A 15576-nucleotide genomic window follows, 5' to 3' on the forward strand; every position below is an offset into this window, starting at 1 on the left:
CGCCACCCGGGGGCGCCTTGCGCTCTGCGTACCCTGGATGACATGGCATCCGTCCTCAACGTCTCGGCGTACCTGTTCACGCGCATCGACGAGCCGCACGCGCTCCGCCCGGTGCTGCGCGAGCGCGCCGCGGCCGCGGCGCTGCGGGGCACGATCCTGCTCGCCGAAGAAGGCATCAACCTCTTCCTCGCCGGCGACGCCGACGCCCTTCGTTCCTTCCTCGACGCGCTCCGCTCCGATCCGCGCTTCGCCGCACTCGCGACGAAGGAGAGCTGGTCGGATGCCGTGCCCTTCGGCAGGCTCCTGGTCAAGGTCAAGCGCGAGATCATCCGCATGGATCGTCCCGAGGTGCGCCCTCAGGACGGTCGCGCCCCCGCGGTGTCCCCGGCGACGTTGCGCCGGTGGCTCGACCGCGGTGCCGATGACGACGGCCGCGAGGTGGTGCTCGTCGACACCCGCAACGCCTTCGAGGTCGACTACGGCACCTTCACCGGCGCCCGTGACTGGCGCATCGAGCGCTTCACCCAGTTCCCGGATGCCGCGACCTCCCATCGTGCCGAACTCGACGGCAAGACCGTGGTGAGCTTTTGCACGGGTGGCATCCGCTGCGAGAAGGCGGCGATCTACCTCCGGCATCAGGGATTGGACGCGTACCAGCTCGACGGCGGCATCCTGGGCTGGTTCGCGGAGCACGGCGACGCGCACTGGGACGGCGACTGCTTCGTCTTCGACGAGCGCGAGGCCCTCGACCCGGCGCTGGCTGCGCGCACCGAGGTCGCCACCGTCAGCGGGGAGGCCCGGTCGTGACCGCCTTGACCGACGGCGCCGTCCTCCGCCCCGCCCGTCCCGGCGACGAGGCGGGAATCCTCGCCTGCATCCAGGCCCTCGCCGACTACGAGCGGGAACCGGATGCCGTCGACAACACCGTGGAGATGCTCAGCGCCGCGCTGTTCGGTGAAGACCCTCGTGCCTTCGCGTTCGTGGTGGCCGGGGAGGACGGGGAGGTGCGGGCGATCGCGATCTGGTTCCTCACCTACTCCACGTGGACCGGAAAGCACGGCATCTGGCTCGAAGACCTGTACGTGCACGAGCGATACCGCTCGAACGGCTACGGGGTGGCGCTGCTGTCGGCGCTCGCCGCGGAGTGCCTCACGCGGGGGTACCCGCGCCTGGAGTGGACGGTGCTGGACTGGAACGAGCCGGCGATCGGCTTCTACCGTGCGCTGGGCGCCGAGGCGATGGAGGAGTGGACGACCCGCCGAGTCACCGGCGCGGCGCTGGAGGCGCTGGCTCAGCGCTGACCCCGACCCTGCAGCACGGCTTCCGCAGCCCGCTGCCCGGAGACCAGCGCGCCCTGGATCGACGCGGTGTCGCGATGGTCGCCCGCGACGTACCGCCCGTCGCCCAGGCGGACCGGACGCCGCAGCCGAAGCGGCGGGTCCTGCGCCGGGAGCGCTGCGGCGATGTCGTCGCGCCGCAGGAGCCGCCAAGGTCGAGCGTCGGTTCCCCACAGCTCGGTGAGCTGCCGGCGGACGTCCGCCTCGGTCGCCTCGCTCGGCAGGACGACGGTCGCCTCGACGAGGTGTTGTCCGCGAGGGGCGTAGGTGGGGGCGGTGTTCGAGACGATCGCGGAGTGCACGATGGGCCCGCGCCGCAGGCCGTCCACGCGCAGCGCAGCATCGTCGTTGTGCCGCTCGTCGGTGGCGAACCACCACGTCTGGAGCCCGCGGGCGCGGGGGAGGGGCACGTCCAGACCGGGGGTGAGCCCGGTGGCGACGACGACGTCGCGGGACTCGATGGCATCCGCCCCGTCGACCTCGACGCGCCACCCGGGTCCGTGCCGGCGCGTGGCGGTGACGCGATGGGAGAGGCGGATGCCGGCCCCCGCGCGCCGTGCGGTGTCGGCCAGCTGCGCGGGGAGGGCGCCGATCCCGGCGGCCGGCACTCCGGGAGCCCCGAGCGCGAAGCTGCGAACGAGCAGGCGGACGAAGGTGTCGGAGGATTTCTGCCGGTCGTCGGCGAGGACACCCGCGAGGAACGGCTCCAGCACGCTCTCGCGCAGGGGCCCGCGCAGCCCCGCCCGGTCCCACGCTTCGGCGAGCCGGCGATCGGGTCCACGTTTCACGGCGCGGGCATTCGCCAGGACGGGCAGGGCCCATCGGGCGAGCGGGAGGAGGTCGGCGGGGCGGACGAGCCCGCTGGCGAGCGCCCCCGGGACCGTCGCGGGCGAGCGCACGGGGTGGGCGATGCGTGCCACGCCGTCCTCGAGCCGCACGCCGAGGGCGACAGGGAATCGCCGGAGCGCCAGCGCGCCGACATCGACCCACCGCCGCACCGCCGGATACGCGGGGTTGAGCACGTGGAAGCCGCGGTCGAGCCGGAACCCCTCCACGACGTCCGTGCGCTCCCGCCCGCCGACCGAATCGTCCGCCTCGAGGACGACGACATCGCGTCCCGCTTCGGCAAGGCGTGTTGCGCACCGCAATCCGGCCAGCCCCGCCCCGATCACCACGACGTCGTATCCGCTCACCGTTCGAGCGTAGGCATCCCCGAAGGGCGCGAGCCGGGGCTTGCGCGCTTCACGCCTCGTTCATCAGCGCCGCCCGCGCGAGGTCGAGCGCATCGGATGCCTCGACACCGAGATCGTGCATCGCGCGGGCGAACGTCGCCGCGGCTTCGACGGCGCGGGCGCGCGTGGCATCCGTGCCCGCGGACACGAACGTGCCGGCACGACCGCGGGTCTCGACGAAGCGCGCCTCTTCCAGCTCCTTGTAGACGCGCGCCACGGTGTTCGCCGCCAGACCCAGATCCGTGGCCAGTGCGCGCACCGGCGGCAGGCGCGTGCCCGTGGGAAGGGTGCCGTCGTCGATCAGGGCGATGATCTGCGCGCGCACCTGCGCGAACGGCGGTGTCGTCGAAGAGGCGTCCAGACGGATGTCCATGGTGCCGCCACCGTATCAACCGCCCGGTCCCGCCCCGGGAACGATGAGGGCCCGGATGCCATGGCATCCGGGCCGCGCTGTCGTGACTCAGGCGGTCGCGTCCTCGCGCTTGGGCAGCACCCAGCCGGGGCGTACGAAGTGGCACGTGTAGCCGTTGGGGATGCGCAGGAGGTAGTCCTGGTGCTCGGGCTCGGCCTCCCAGAAGGGCGCCTCGGGCTCGATCGTCGTGACGACCTTCGCGGGCCAGATCCCCGACGCGTCGACATCGGCGATGGTGTCGCGCGCGACCTGCTCCTGCTCCGGGGAGAGCGGGAAGATCGCCGAGCGGTAGCTCGTGCCGATGTCGTTGCCCTGACGGTTCAGGGTCGAGGGGTCGTGGATCTGGAAGAAGAACGCGAGGATGTCGCGATACGACGTCTTCGCCGGGTCGAAGACGATCTCGACGGCCTCGGCGTGACCCGGGTGATTGCGGTACGTCGCGTGGTCGTTCTGTCCGCCGGTGTAGCCGACGCGCGTGTCGAGCACGCCCGGCTGGCGACGGATGAGGTCCTCGACGCCCCAGAAGCAGCCGCCGGCGAGGACGGCGGTCTCGGTGCCGGGGCGGCGAGTGATCTCGCCGGTGTCGGTGGGTCCGCTGGTCATGGTGTCGCTCCTTTTGCGATCGCGGTGGGAGAAGAAGGAGAAGAGGTTCACGAGGCGCGGCTCTCGCGGAAGAGCGCCAGGTAGGCCCCGTAGCCCTGGGCTTCGAGTTCGTGAACGGGCACGAACCGCAGAGCGGCCGAATTCATGCAGTATCTCAGCCCGCCGGCCTGCCGGGGGCCGTCGTCGAACACGTGGCCGAGGTGGCTGTCCGCCCCGCTCGAGCGCACCTCGGTGCGCGTCATCCACAGCGTCCGGTCGGTCTTCTCGACGACGGCGTCGGCGTCGATGGGCTTGGTGAAGCTCGGCCAGCCCGACCCGCTGTCGAACTTGTCGGTGGAGGAGAACAGCGGCTGCCCCGACACGACGTCGACGTAGATCCCTGCCTCGTGGTTGTCCCAGTACTCGTTGCGGAACGGCGGCTCGGTCGCGTCGTCCTGCGTGACGGCGAACTGGCGGTCGGTCAGGCGTCCCAGCGCCTCCGACGTCTTGCGGTACTCCGTGGTCACGGTGTGATCCTTTCGCCTGCGATGCCCGGTTCAGGCATCACCGAGGAGAACGCACGTCGCGCCGAATTTGGTCCCGCGGGGCTGGGAGCGAGCTGTGAGTTATCGGAGGTCCCGGATGCCGAGGGCAACCCCCGCATCCGACACATGGGCGCTCACTAACGTGGCGCCTCGACACCCTCAGGAGGACACATGCCCCGCACGATCGTCATCACCGGAGCCAGCGACGGAATCGGTGCAGCCGCGGCCCGCCAGCTGCAGGAGATCGGCGAGGAGGTCGTCGTGGTCGGTCGGAATCCCGAGAAGACCCGTCGCGTCGCCGACGCTCTCGGCGCGCGCTCCTTCGTCGCCGACTTCTCCGACCTCGCGCAGGTGCGCGATCTCGCGGCCTCCCTGCGGGCGGAGTTCCCGCGGATCGACGTCCTGGCCAACAACGCCGGCGGGATCTTCGACGAGCGAACACTCACGGTCGACGGATTCGAACTCACGTTCCAGGTCAACCACCTGGCTCCGTTCCTGCTCACCCACCTTCTGCGCGAGACGTTGGTGGCATCCCGTGCGTCGGTCATCCAGACCTCCAGCGCCGCGGCTCGCCTGTTCTCCCGATTCGACATCGACGACCTCCAGGGCGAGCGCCGCTACTCCGCTTCCGCCGCGTACGGCAACGCCAAGCTCGCGAACATCCTGTTCACGAAAGAGCTGCACCGGCGCTTCGGTGACGCGGGCCTCTCCGCCGTCGCGTTCCACCCGGGGGTGATCGCGTCGAGCTTCGGATCGACCTCGAGCGGCTCGTGGAAATTCCTCTACGGCGGGCCGTTAGCCGAACGCTTCATGACCTCGACCGACGTGGGCGGCGCCCGGCTCACGTGGCTCGCACTGGGCAAGCCGCGAGTGGACTGGCATCCGGGCGGCTTCTACGCCAACAACAAGCCCGCGAAGACGAGCCGGCGCGCCGACGATCCGGCCCTCGCGCGCCTGCTGTGGGACCGCAGCAGCGAACTCGTCGGGGTGGCGCCCTAGGACGTCCCGTCTGCGCGTCGGTCGTCGAGAGACGTCACCGCACGCCCGCGCGGGGCGGCTCCACGGTCCACCCGAGGCGCTCGAGCGCGGTGTGCAGACGGCGAGCCTGCGCCCAGGCGATCTCTGCCGAAACGTCGGAGTAGACGTCGATCGCGAACGGGGGCGGGTCGGCGAACTTCGGAATCTCCACCTCTGCCCACGCGTGCGGCGCCAGCCAGACGCGCGGGTACGGCGTGCCCGGATCCTCGACGCCCCCGTCCGCGGCAAAAGCGATGACGTCGAGCGCGTCGATCTTCGCGATGGGCATGTCGACGACGAGAGTCACGGCGTGGAGCTTTTCGGTCATCGGGCACCTCCCGGGTTCATCCTCACACGTGCCACGCGCATCGGGGCGGACGACGAGCGACCCGCGCTGGGGGAGAGCTGTCGAGTCCGCCCCCCCCTGGCGCACTCGGGGCTAGCCTCGACCCATGCGTTCCCCTCGTGACGAGCTCCGCGTCCTCGTCGACGATGCCACGGGGGAGATGTTCGCCGAGCTGCGCGCCCTTCCCATCGACGGCGACGCGCGCGACGCCGCGGTGCTCATCCTCTTCGGTGCCCTGGATGCCGCGCCCAGCTCCCACGTGTCGGCGTCCGTGCCGTCCGCGCTCGACGTCCTCCTCCTCGCGCGGGCCGACACCCTGCGGGCTCACCCGGGACAAGTGGCCTTCCCCGGCGGCCGGGTCGACCCGGGCGATGCCGACGCGGCGGCGGCGGCGCTCCGCGAGGCGAAGGAAGAGACCGGTCTCGACCCCGGGGGAGTGAGCGTCATCGGGACGCTGCCCCGCGTGCCGCTCGCGTACTCGCGGCACCTCGTGACCCCCGTGGTCGGGTGGTGGGATCGACCGACGCCGGTACGCGCCGTCGATGCCGCCGAATCGACGGCGGTCTTCCGCGTTCCGGTCGCGGATCTCCTCGATCCGCAACGGCGCGGAGTGACGACGATCCGCCGCGAGGGCCGCCTCTGGCGCGGGCCGGCCTTCGTCGTGTCCCACGCGACCGGCTCCCACGTCGTCTGGGGCTTCACGGCGATGCTGCTCGACGGCATGTTCGATCGCCTGGGGTGGACCGAGCCCTGGGATCGCACGCGCGAGGTCGCGCTTCCCCGGACGGCGATGGCGACCCCGCGCCCGTCGATCGCCTAGCCGTTTCCCCGTCGTTCGTCATCCCGCACGCACGCGCCGTCCGGGGTCGCTAGCGTGGGGGTCGTGACTGCTCCCGTTGACCCCACCACCACGTCCGCCTGGACCCGTCTCACGGCTCTTCGCGAGGGCTTCGATCCCGATCTGCGCGGGTGGTTCGCCGCAGACCCGGGTCGCGTCGACAGCCTCACGCGCTCCGTCGGCGACCTGCACGTCGACCTGTCGAAGAACCTGGTGACGCCCGAGATCTTCGAGGCGCTGGTCGCGCTCGCCGACGAGACCGGCGTGCGCGAGCGGTTCGCCGAGATGCTGCGGGGTGTCCACCTCAACACGTCCGAGGACCGCGCGGTCCTGCACACCGCGTTGCGTCGTCCTGCAGGCGTCACGCCCGCGCTGCAGGTCGACGGTCAAGACGTCGATCACGACGTCCAGGCCGTCCTTTCCGCCATGTCCGAATTCTCCGACCGTGTGCGCAGCGGCGAGTGGCAGGGGGTGACCGGCAGGAAGGTCACGCACGTCGTCAACATCGGTATCGGCGGCTCCGACCTCGGCCCCGTGATGGTCTACGAGGCGCTCAAGCCTCTCGCGGATGCCGGCATTCAGGCTCGTTTCGTCAGCAACATCGATCCCACCGACATCGCCGAGAAGACCGCCGACCTCGATCCCGAGACGACGCTCTTCATCGTCGCCTCGAAGACCTTCACGACGCTGGAGACGCTGACCAATGCCCGCCTCGCCCGCGATTGGCTGTGGGCCGGCCTCGCCGGATCCGGCGCGATCGACGACAGCGACGCTGCCCGCGTCGACGCCGTCGCGCACCACTTCGTCGCGGTGTCGACCGCGCTCGACAAGGTCGAGGCCTTCGGGATCGACCCGGCGAACGCCTTCGGCTTCTGGGACTGGGTGGGTGGTCGCTACTCGGTCGACTCGGCGATCGGGCTCTCGCTGATGATCGCCTTCGGCCCGGACGCGTTCCGCGAGCTCCTGGCAGGATTCCACACCGTCGACGTGCACGTCGCCACGACTCCGGTCGAGCGGAACGTCCCCGTCCTGATGGGACTGCTGAACGTCTGGTACACCAACTTCCTCGGCGCGCAGTCGCATGCCGTCCTTCCGTACGCCCAGCAGCTGAGCCGCTTCGCGGCGTATCTGCAGCAGCTCACGATGGAATCGAACGGCAAGTCCGTCCGCTGGGACGGCTCGCCCGTCACCACCGACACGGGAGAGATCTTCTGGGGGGAGCCGGGAACGAACGGCCAGCACGCCTTCTATCAGCTCATCCACCAGGGCACGCGCTTGATCCCCGCGGACTTCATCGCATTCGTCAATCCCGCCTACCCCCTGGCCGATGACGGCCGCGATGTTCACGGTCTGTTCCTGGCGAACTTCCTCGCTCAGACGAAGGCACTGGCTTTCGGCAAGACCGCAGAAGAGGTCGAGGCCGAGGGAACGACCGGTGCACTGGTGGCGGCCCGCACCTTCCCCGGGAACCGTCCGACCACTTCCCTCTTCGCCCCCGCGTTGACCCCTTCGGTTCTCGGCCAGCTCATCGCCCTGTACGAGCACATCACGTTCACGCAGGGCACGATCTGGGGGATCAACTCGTTCGACCAGTGGGGTGTCGAGCTCGGCAAGCAGCTCGCGCTGCAGATCGCGCCGGCCATCGAGGGCGACGACGACGCACTCGCCGCTCAGGATGCCTCGACCGCGGCGCTGCTGCAGTACTACCGCGCACACCGGTCGTAACCGCCCCGGGCCGCGAGGCCCTGCACGGATCCACGACGAACGGGTCGATTCGGGAGATTCCCGGATCGGCCCGTTCGCCTTCCCGGCGGGCCCGGACAGCTCGTGACGAGGCGCCGGTGTCGAACGCGGGCGCCCGGGGCGAGAACCCGTGGTCGGCGAGGCTGTGAAGTCGTTCCGTGCACCGTCCGCGTGGCGCGCGCGCCGCCGACGAGGGCCCGTGCGGGGGGCGAGGTCGCTGGCCCGCCATGCACGGAACGCCCAGGTAACGAAGAGATAACGCTCAGAACGGTCGCGCACACTCGGGGGCTTGTGTCGACCCGACGACACCGTTCCGTGCTCGTACCCGGCGAGCTGCGTCGATCCGAAAGACCTTTCTCTTGCTGCGTTCCGATCTCAAGCTCAACCACGTCCACCGCGCGCGACGGACGATCGTCACCGCCGCGACCTGCGCGGGCGTCGCCCTCGGGCTCGTCGCCACCACGGGGGTGGCGGCCGCGCCCCTGTCGGCGCCCGGTGCCCTGGCATCCCCGTCTTCCGTCCCCGCCGTCAGCATGATGAACGCGACGTTCGATGGCGTCACGGCCGATGCCGACGCTGCGCTGACGCGCGCGCAGGAGACGCTGGCGGATGCCACGACCGTGCGCGCCGACATCGAGGCCGCCGGTCTGCCCCTCGCCGTCGGGGACACGTCCGTCGACACCGCCGCCCTCGAGGCGGCAACGGACCGTCTGTCCTCGACCGACCTCATGCCGGTGCTCCTCGTGCCCGCGCTCAGTCAGAACGCCGCGAGCGAGTCCGAGCGCGTCGCGGAGCGCGTCGCCGTCCTGCGGGGGAGCCTGGACGATGCCGTCGCGGCGAAGGCGGCGGCGGATGCCGCGGCCGAGGCGCAGCGACAGGCCGAGGCGGCCGCGGCGGCCGAGGCGCAGCGTCAGAAAGAAGCCGCCGAGGCGCTCGCGCGGGTCAACACACCCGCCGGCGCCAAGGAGTACGCCGCCACTCTCGCGGCGGAGCGATACGGCTGGGGTGCCGACCAGTTCTCGTGCCTCGAGTCGTTGTGGACCAAGGAGTCCGGCTGGGACTACCAGGCCTACAACCCCAGCGGAGCGACGGGAATCCCGCAGTCGCTCCCCGGCAGCAAGATGGCGACGTTCGGCGACGACTGGCAGACCAACGCCGCTACGCAGATCGCCTGGGGTCTGGACTACATCTCGCGGGCCTACGGCGCTCCGTGCAGCGCGTGGGGTCACTCTCAGGCAGTCAACTGGTATTGACGTCTCCTGGCGGCGGATTCCCAGCCGCGCCTCGCGCCTGGCGATATATCGTTGTATATCGCTGGACCCATCCGGGGTCCGATTCAGGAGGTCATCATGAGTGGTTCGTTCCTGGGAGACGCCTTCGGCCCGCGCGGCGGTTCCGCCGGTCAGGGGTGGCCGATGTCCAACATCCTCGACGCAATGGAGCAGCTGCGCGCGCAGTTCGAGCAGAAGACGTCGGGTGGCTCGCGAATGAACAAGGGCGACGTGCGGTCCGCGGTGCTTTCGCTCCTGCTCGAGCAGCCGATGCACGGGTACCAGATCATCCGCGAGATCGAGGAGCGCAGCGGCGGAACGTGGAAGCCGAGCCCCGGTTCGGTCTACCCCACCCTGCAGTTGCTCACCGACGAGGGTCTCGTGCGCGCCGAGGAGTCCGGCGGTCGCAAGACCTACTCGCTCACGGAGGAGGGCCGCGCCGCCGCCGGTGACGAGACCACCGAGCGCACGGCGCCGTGGGAGTCGGCCGGTTCCCGCGACAGCGGTCGCATGACCGCTCTTCCCAAGGCGGGCGTCGAGCTGGCGCAAGCCGCCGCGCAGGTGGCTCGCACGGGAGACAAGGAGCAGGTCGCGAAGGCCGTCGAGATCCTCGACGAGGCGCGCCGTAAGCTCTACTCCATCCTCGCCCAGAGCTGAGGGGTGCTCGAACCTCGCGGTGGTCGTGGGGTCCTCGGCATCCTGGAGATCCGATGACCGACGACGCCCTCATGCGCGCCCGTTACCGGCGCATCACGCGCTTCGCCGCGCGGTATCTCGTGCAGGCCTGGTGGTACGAGCTGTTCCTGCCCCGGTTCGGTCTCGAGCGTGTGTCCGCTCGAGGCCGGACCCGGCGTCTGCAGATCATCGCCCGCCGCTTTCACGCGCTGGCCGTCGACCTCGGCGGTCTGATGATCAAGGTCGGGCAGTTCATGTCGTCACGGCTCGATGTCCTGCCGCCGGTCATCACGAAGGAGCTCGAAGGGCTGCAGGACGAAGTCCCGTCGGTTCCCTTCGCGCTGATGCGGGAGCGGGCCGAAGAAGAGCTCGGGATGCCGCTGGAGCGCGCATTCACGTGGGTCGACGAACGACCCCTCGCGGCCGCGTCGCTCGGACAGGCGCATCGGGCGATCCTCACCGAGGCCCTCGCCGAGGACACCGGGCTTCGTGAGGTCGTCGTCAAGATCCAGCGTCCCGGCATCGACCGGATCGTCGACGTCGACCTGCGCGCTCTGCGGAAGGTCGGCGGCTGGCTGAGCCGCGTCGCGCTCGTGCGCGATCGGGTCGACATGCCGGCGCTCGTGGAGGAGTTCGCCGCAACGAGTCTCGAAGAGATCGACTATCTGCACGAGGCCGCCAATTCCGAGCGGTTCGCCGAGGATTTCGGCGGCGAAGGGGGACTCGCGGTTCCCGCGGTCGTGTGGGAGCGGACGACGCGACGTCTCCTCACCCTGCAAGACGTCACCGCGATCAAGATCAACGACGTCGACGCCCTGCGCGCGGCCGGTATCGATCCGGCCGAGGTCGCGTCGCGATTCGCCGCGGTGATGTTCGACCAGCTTTTCGACGACGGGTTCTTCCACGCCGACCCGCACCCGGGGAACGTTTTCGTGACACCGGTGACGGACACCACGGATGCCGGCTCCCCGGCGTGGCGATTCACCTTCATCGATTTCGGGATGATGGGAGAAGTGCCGCCGAACCTCCGGCGGGGCCTGCGTCGCGTCCTGATCGCGGCCGCCTCGCGTGACGGGAAAGGACTCGTCGACGGCATCCGGGACGTGGGCGTTCTGCTTCCCTCGGCGGATACGGTGCAGCTCGAACGCGCGATGACGCAGCTCTTCGCCCGCTTCGGCGGGATGGGATTCGCCGAACTGCAGGAGGTGGACCCGCGGGAGTTCCGCGCGTTCGCGGTCGAGTTCGGCGACGTCGTACGGGCGCTTCCGTTCCAGTTGCCGGAGAACTTCCTTCTCATCGTGCGTGCCATGTCGCTCACGAGCGGAATGTGCAGCGCCCTGGACCCGGCGTTCAACATCTGGGATGCGGTCGAACCCTACGCTCAGCGGCTCATCCGGGAGGAGAGCGGCAACACCGTCCAGGCGCTGGCGCGCGAGGCGGCGTCGGTTGCTGCGCTGACGGCGCGTCTTCCGCGGCGCCTCGACGCCCTCATCGACCGGGTGGAAGAGGGCGGGGTCTCCGCCCAGGTGCCTCGGGTGGAGCGTCGCCTGCGCGATCTCGAGCGCATGGTCCGACGCGTCGTCTCCGCGGTTCTGTTCACGGGACTGCTTGTCGGCGGCATCCTGCTGCAGGCGGAGCAGGCGCACTTCGGTGCAGTTCTGATGATCCTCTCCCTCGGGCCCCTCGCCCATGCGCTCCTGGCCGGGGTGATCGCGCGACGCAGCGGCGGGTGACGATCGTGGCGATGGCGGGGGAGCGGACGCCGCGAGATCCGCGACGCCCGACGACGAAGCGCCGTACCGGAGATCCGGCACGGCGCTTCGTCGTTTTGTGAGGGGGAGGTCAGTACCAGCCGACCGACTGCGAGTGTCCCCAGGCGCTGCACGGGCTGCCGTAGCGGCCCGAGATGTAGCCCAGACCCCAGGAGATCTGGGTCGCGGCGTTGGTCTCCCAGTCGGCGCCCGCGGACGACATCTTGCTGCCGGGCAGGGCCTGCGGGATGCCGAAGGCGCCGCTGCTGGAGTTGTAGGCGCGGTAGTTCCAGCCCGACTCCTTGTTCCACAGCGACACCAGGCACGAGAACTGGTCGTCGCCCCAGCCGAAGCCGGCGAGCATCCCTCGTGCCGTCGCCTGTGCGCCCCCGGGGCTGTTGTCTCCCGAGCCGCCGCCCGCGGGGGCGACCGGCCGGGGGGCGGGCGCGGACGAGGACCCACCCGATGACGACGTCGAGCGCGCCGCAGCAGCTTCGGCCTCGGCCTTGGCCTTGGCCGCAGCCTCGGCTTCCTGACGGGCCTTCTCCGCGGCTTCCTCGGCCTGCTTCTTGGCGACCGCCGCGTCGAGGCTTCCCCGCAGCTCGGCGACGCGCTGATCGACGGTGGACGCGGCCTCGGTCACCTGGTCGGTCAGCTCCGGCAGGAACGTGGCCGGCAGCGACTGAGCGTCGGCGAGCCGTTCGGTGGCCTCGGTGAGAGCGGAGGTGTCGACGGTGGCCGGCTGGCCGATGTCCAGACCAGAGGCTGCGATGTCGTTCTGCACGGACGTCGCCGCCGCGGCGGTGGTCTCCGCGGCGGAGACGGCGGCGCGTGCTGCGAGGGACTCCGGGGCGGCGGACGTCGTCGATGTGCTGTAGGCGGCCAAGCGGAACGAGGCCGACGAGAGGTCGGGGGAAGAGGCGGATGCCAAGGGCGCGGTGCCGGACAGGGCGGCGGTCGTCAGAACACCGATCGTGAGGAGCCCGGCGGTGAGGGCCGGGCGGCGACGTGCCCGGCGGGAGGCCAGACGACGGTCGCGGCGGGCGGAGGGAATCGTCGAATCAGAGTGCATAGAACCGGTTTCGTATCGGGGGGACGGCACGGGTATCGCACGTCCGACCCGCGTGAAGCGGGCACGAAACGGGGAGCCTGGCACGTGTTTCTGGATGCAACCTGGGCGGGCGGGGCGTGAACTGCCGAGGAGAAACGCTGATGAGCGGCGCATCGGGTTCAGCTCCCGGGACGCCCGGGGCCCGCGGATGCGGAGCGGCGAGCGGCCGGAACGGCCCGCCCCGGGGTTCCGGCTCGGGCCCGCGCACCGCTGGCCGACCCCGCAAAGCCGGGTCCGATTCTGATAGCCTTGAGCGTCACCGGTGTGGCTCGTTCCGCACGCGTGGAGTTTCTGCCCCGGTGGCACCGCACGAAAACAATCCGCTTCGCTTCGGCTCGTGGCATCCGTTGGCCTCCGGGCGGCAGACGCTTCGGCCGGTGTGATCCGCCCGGATCGCGCTGCAAGAGTCGAAGCCCGACACCAAACCCAACTAGGACAACCCACTACATGACTACCGCAACGACCGCCCCGGCCACCAAGCAGGTCGCGATCAACGACATCGGCTCTGCTGAAGACTTCCTGGCCGCGGTCGAGAAGACCCTGAAGTTCTTCAACGACGGCGACCTCATCGAAGGCACCGTGGTGAAGATCGACCGCGACGAGGTGCTCCTCGACGTCGGTTACAAGACCGAGGGTGTCATCCCCTCGCGCGAGCTTTCGATCAAGCACGACGTCGACCCCAACGAGGTCGTCAACGTCGGCGATCACGTCGAGGCCCTCGTTCTCCAGAAGGAGGACAAGGAAGGCCGTCTCATCCTGTCCAAGAAGCGCGCCCAGTACGAGCGCGCCTGGGGCGACGTCGAGAAGATCAAGGAGAACGACGGTGTGGTCACCGGCTCCGTGATCGAGGTCGTCAAGGGTGGTCTGATCGTCGACATCGGCCTTCGCGGCTTCCTCCCGGCCTCGCTCATCGAGCTGCGCCGCGTCCGCGACCTGACGCCGTACCTCGGCCAGGAGATCGAGGCGAAGATCCTCGAGCTCGACAAGAACCGCAACAACGTCGTGCTCTCTCGGCGCGCGCTGCTGGAGCAGACGCAGTCCGAGTCGCGCACCACGTTCCTCAACAACCTTCACAAGGGCCAGGTCCGCAAGGGCACGGTCTCGTCGATCGTCAACTTCGGTGCGTTCGTCGACCTGGGCGGCGTCGACGGTCTCGTCCACGTCTCCGAGCTGTCGTGGAAGCACATCGAGCACGCCTCCGAGGTCGTCGAGGTGGGCCAGGAGGTCACGGTCGAGATCCTCGAGGTCGACCTCGACCGCGAGCGTGTGTCGCTCTCGCTCAAGGCCACCCAGGAAGACCCGTGGCAGGTGTTCGCACGGACCCACGCGATCGGTCAGATCGCGCCGGGCAAGGTCACCAAGCTCGTTCCGTTCGGTGCGTTCGTCCGCGTCGCCGATGGCATCGAGGGCCTCGTGCACATCTCCGAGCTGTCGGGCAAGCACGTCGAGCTGGCCGAGCAGGTCGTGTCGGTCGGTGAAGAGGTCTTCGTCAAGATCATCGACATCGACCTCGAGCGTCGTCGCATCTCGCTGTCCCTCAAGCAGGCCAACGAGTCGGTCGACCCGAACGGCACCGAGTTCGACCCGGCGCTGTACGGCATGGTCACCGAGTACGACGAGCGTGGCGAGTACAAGTACCCCGAGGGCTTCGACCCCGAGTCGGGTGCGTGGCTCGAGGGCTTCGATGCTCAGCGCGAGCAGTGGGAGCAGGAGTACGCCGCTGCCCAGGGTCGCTGGGAGGCGCACAAGGCCGCCGTCGCCAAGGCTCTCGAGGCCGAGGCTGCGAACCCGACCGATGCGGGTTCGTTCGGTGGATCCTTCTCGTCGGAGTCGCCCGCCCAGGGCACCCTCGCCGACGACGAGTCCCTCGCCGCTCTGCGGGAGAAGCTCAGCGGTCGCTGATCGATCGTCTCAACCGAAGGCCGGTACCTCTGCGGAGGTGCCGGCCTTCGGTCGTTCTTGCGCAAGCCCTGTTTCCCGGACCGGCGAGACGAGAGAATCTACTCATGGCTTCACGACTTCCTCTCCTCATCACGATCGCCGGCGTCGCCGTGCTGTTTCTGTCCATCGCGTTCGTCTTCGCCCTCGTGATTGGGGCGATGTTCTTCGGCGGACTCGAGTTCACCGGCGGACACGCGGACACCGAGGCCCTGGTCGGCGTAGCGGTCGGCGCCGTCTGACCCAACCCCGGCCGCACGCGCCGTTGACGAAAGTTCCGCGTGTTTCCGCGGGTGGGGGTGTGCGACACGCCCGGGGTGTGGGGTGGATTGGACGGATGGGTGGGATCCGCGTAACTTATTACTTGTTCGCCCCACAGGGGAGAGCGGAGCGGCCGGAAGGCCCCGCGTCCTCTCAAGCGGCGAACACAACCCAAGACCTCCACCATATGGTGTAGAGTTTTGGTTCTGGTCTTCGGACGGTTTGCACGACGCTGATCCCTCGTTGGGTCCCACTGTGTGAGCGTCGGTCTGGGACTCACATAAGGTAGTGAAGTTGCCTCATGGGTACGGTCTTTTGGGCTGGTTCTGTGGGTGCGTCCGTTCCTTGAGAACTCAACAGCGTGCACTTGTCAAATGCCAATTTTTTCCTCGTCGGGCCTTCGGGTCTGGTGAGAATTCCTTTGGATCAAAGTCCAACCCTTTGGGGTTGGCATCTGGATAGTCAGTTTTGACTTCCTGTTTGGTCAGATTGAACTCGTCTGTCCCGACCTTATTCC

At 69.5% G+C, this 15576-nt stretch carries 16 protein-coding genes; 10 read left to right on the forward strand and 6 right to left on the reverse strand.

The annotated features are described in order from the left end of the window. Nucleotides 1–42 precede the first annotated feature (42 nt). Together P5G46_RS14885 and P5G46_RS14890 are read left to right on the forward strand one after the other, a co-directional pair. The gene (locus tag P5G46_RS14885) at nucleotides 43–807 is read left to right on the forward strand and encodes a sulfurtransferase (protein ID WP_408905969.1); all 765 of its coding nucleotides are present in this window, start codon (nucleotides 43–45) and stop codon (nucleotides 805–807) included. Next, complete coding sequence (locus tag P5G46_RS14890) at nucleotides 804–1301, forward strand: GNAT family N-acetyltransferase (protein ID WP_408905971.1); 498 nt, start codon at nucleotides 804–806, stop codon at nucleotides 1299–1301. Before P5G46_RS14885 ends, P5G46_RS14890 begins: the two co-directional genes overlap by 4 nt. Here P5G46_RS14890 and P5G46_RS14895 read toward each other — a convergent pair. The 4 genes from P5G46_RS14895 to msrB all read right to left on the reverse strand — a co-directional run bounded on the left by P5G46_RS14895 (nucleotide 1292) and on the right by msrB (nucleotide 4090). Further along, nucleotides 1292–2530, reverse strand: a complete 1239-nt coding sequence (locus tag P5G46_RS14895) for an NAD(P)/FAD-dependent oxidoreductase (RefSeq protein WP_408905972.1) — start codon at nucleotides 2528–2530, stop codon at nucleotides 1292–1294. The genes P5G46_RS14890 and P5G46_RS14895 overlap by 10 nt on opposite strands. Before the next feature lie 49 nt (nucleotides 2531–2579). Beyond that, entirely contained in the window at nucleotides 2580–2942 is a 363-nt protein-coding gene (locus tag P5G46_RS14900; RefSeq protein ID WP_239276512.1) for a GntR family transcriptional regulator, read from the reverse strand. 87 nt (nucleotides 2943–3029) lie between these two features. Then, the gene (gene msrA / locus P5G46_RS14905) at nucleotides 3030–3584 is read right to left on the reverse strand and encodes a peptide-methionine (S)-S-oxide reductase MsrA (RefSeq protein ID WP_239276513.1); all 555 of its coding nucleotides are present in this window, start codon (nucleotides 3582–3584) and stop codon (nucleotides 3030–3032) included. A gap of 47 nt (nucleotides 3585–3631) precedes the next feature. Then, the gene (gene msrB, locus P5G46_RS14910) at nucleotides 3632–4090 is read right to left on the reverse strand and encodes a peptide-methionine (R)-S-oxide reductase MsrB (RefSeq protein ID WP_239276514.1); all 459 of its coding nucleotides are present in this window, start codon (nucleotides 4088–4090) and stop codon (nucleotides 3632–3634) included. A gap of 189 nt (nucleotides 4091–4279) precedes the next feature. Here msrB and P5G46_RS14915 point away from each other — a divergent pair, with 189 nt between their 5' ends. Then, complete coding sequence (locus P5G46_RS14915; RefSeq protein ID WP_408905973.1) at nucleotides 4280–5107, forward strand: SDR family NAD(P)-dependent oxidoreductase; 828 nt, start codon at nucleotides 4280–4282, stop codon at nucleotides 5105–5107. Between the two features lie 34 nt (nucleotides 5108–5141). Here P5G46_RS14915 and P5G46_RS14920 read toward each other — a convergent pair whose 3' ends face one another. After that, a complete protein-coding gene (locus tag P5G46_RS14920) occupies nucleotides 5142–5453 on the reverse strand; it encodes a hypothetical protein (RefSeq protein ID WP_239276516.1) in 312 nt (103 codons plus the stop codon). A gap of 124 nt (nucleotides 5454–5577) precedes the next feature. On the opposite strand from P5G46_RS14920, the gene P5G46_RS14925 reads away from it, so the two are divergent. The 5 genes from P5G46_RS14925 to P5G46_RS14945 all read left to right on the forward strand — a co-directional run bounded on the left by P5G46_RS14925 (nucleotide 5578) and on the right by P5G46_RS14945 (nucleotide 11731). After that, nucleotides 5578–6291, forward strand: coding sequence for an NUDIX hydrolase (locus P5G46_RS14925; protein WP_408905974.1), 714 nt, complete (start codon nucleotides 5578–5580; stop codon nucleotides 6289–6291). Between the two features lie 63 nt (nucleotides 6292–6354). Continuing rightward, the gene (gene pgi, locus P5G46_RS14930) at nucleotides 6355–8034 is read left to right on the forward strand and encodes a glucose-6-phosphate isomerase (RefSeq protein WP_408905975.1); all 1680 of its coding nucleotides are present in this window, start codon (nucleotides 6355–6357) and stop codon (nucleotides 8032–8034) included. Nucleotides 8035–8411: 377 nt separating this feature from the next. After that, entirely contained in the window at nucleotides 8412–9305 is an 894-nt protein-coding gene (locus P5G46_RS14935) for an aggregation-promoting factor C-terminal-like domain-containing protein (RefSeq protein ID WP_408905976.1), read from the forward strand. Between the two features lie 96 nt (nucleotides 9306–9401). Then, on the forward strand, nucleotides 9402–9980 hold the full coding sequence (locus P5G46_RS14940) for a PadR family transcriptional regulator (RefSeq protein WP_375095990.1): 579 nt from the start codon (nucleotides 9402–9404) through the stop codon (nucleotides 9978–9980). A 53-nt stretch (nucleotides 9981–10033) separates the two neighbouring features. After that, nucleotides 10034–11731, forward strand: coding sequence for an ABC1 kinase family protein (locus P5G46_RS14945; RefSeq protein ID WP_408905977.1), 1698 nt, complete (start codon nucleotides 10034–10036; stop codon nucleotides 11729–11731). 109 nt (nucleotides 11732–11840) lie between these two features. Here the strand turns inward: P5G46_RS14945 and P5G46_RS14950 are convergent, their stop codons facing one another. After that, entirely contained in the window at nucleotides 11841–12821 is a 981-nt protein-coding gene (locus P5G46_RS14950) for an aggregation-promoting factor C-terminal-like domain-containing protein (RefSeq protein WP_408905978.1), read from the reverse strand. A 486-nt stretch (nucleotides 12822–13307) separates the two neighbouring features. Between P5G46_RS14950 and rpsA the strand changes: the two genes are divergently transcribed. Together rpsA and P5G46_RS14960 are read left to right on the forward strand one after the other, a co-directional pair. Then, on the forward strand, nucleotides 13308–14762 hold the full coding sequence (rpsA, locus tag P5G46_RS14955; RefSeq protein WP_239276522.1) for a 30S ribosomal protein S1: 1455 nt from the start codon (nucleotides 13308–13310) through the stop codon (nucleotides 14760–14762). Nucleotides 14763–14866: 104 nt separating this feature from the next. Beyond that, nucleotides 14867–15040, forward strand: coding sequence for a hypothetical protein (locus tag P5G46_RS14960; protein WP_239276523.1), 174 nt, complete (start codon nucleotides 14867–14869; stop codon nucleotides 15038–15040). The last annotated feature ends 536 nt before the right edge of the window (nucleotides 15041–15576 follow it).

This window comes from Microbacterium mcarthurae, assembly GCF_046064585.1.
GTDB lineage: Bacteria > Actinomycetota > Actinomycetes > Actinomycetales > Microbacteriaceae > Microbacterium > Microbacterium mcarthurae.

Bases quoted from the DNA above. Each gene is read 5' to 3' on its own strand.
- P5G46_RS14950 (WP_408905978.1), bottom strand. From the start codon at position 12,821: ATGCACTCTGATTCGACGATTCCCTCCGCCCGCCGCGACCGTCGTCTG.
- rpsA (WP_239276522.1), top strand. From the start codon at position 13,308: ATGACTACCGCAACGACCGCCCCGGCCACCAAGCAGGTCGCGATCAAC.
- P5G46_RS14945 (WP_408905977.1), top strand. From the start codon at position 10,034: ATGACCGACGACGCCCTCATGCGCGCCCGTTACCGGCGCATCACGCGC.
- msrA (WP_239276513.1), bottom strand. From the start codon at position 3,584: ATGACCAGCGGACCCACCGACACCGGCGAGATCACTCGCCGCCCCGGC.
- P5G46_RS14940 (WP_375095990.1), top strand. From the start codon at position 9,402: ATGAGTGGTTCGTTCCTGGGAGACGCCTTCGGCCCGCGCGGCGGTTCC.
- P5G46_RS14920 (WP_239276516.1), bottom strand. From the start codon at position 5,453: ATGACCGAAAAGCTCCACGCCGTGACTCTCGTCGTCGACATGCCCATC.
- P5G46_RS14885 (WP_408905969.1), top strand. From the start codon at position 43: ATGGCATCCGTCCTCAACGTCTCGGCGTACCTGTTCACGCGCATCGAC.
- P5G46_RS14900 (WP_239276512.1), bottom strand. From the start codon at position 2,942: ATGGACATCCGTCTGGACGCCTCTTCGACGACACCGCCGTTCGCGCAG.
- P5G46_RS14925 (WP_408905974.1), top strand. From the start codon at position 5,578: ATGCGTTCCCCTCGTGACGAGCTCCGCGTCCTCGTCGACGATGCCACG.
- P5G46_RS14915 (WP_408905973.1), top strand. From the start codon at position 4,280: ATGCCCCGCACGATCGTCATCACCGGAGCCAGCGACGGAATCGGTGCA.
- P5G46_RS14960 (WP_239276523.1), top strand. From the start codon at position 14,867: ATGGCTTCACGACTTCCTCTCCTCATCACGATCGCCGGCGTCGCCGTG.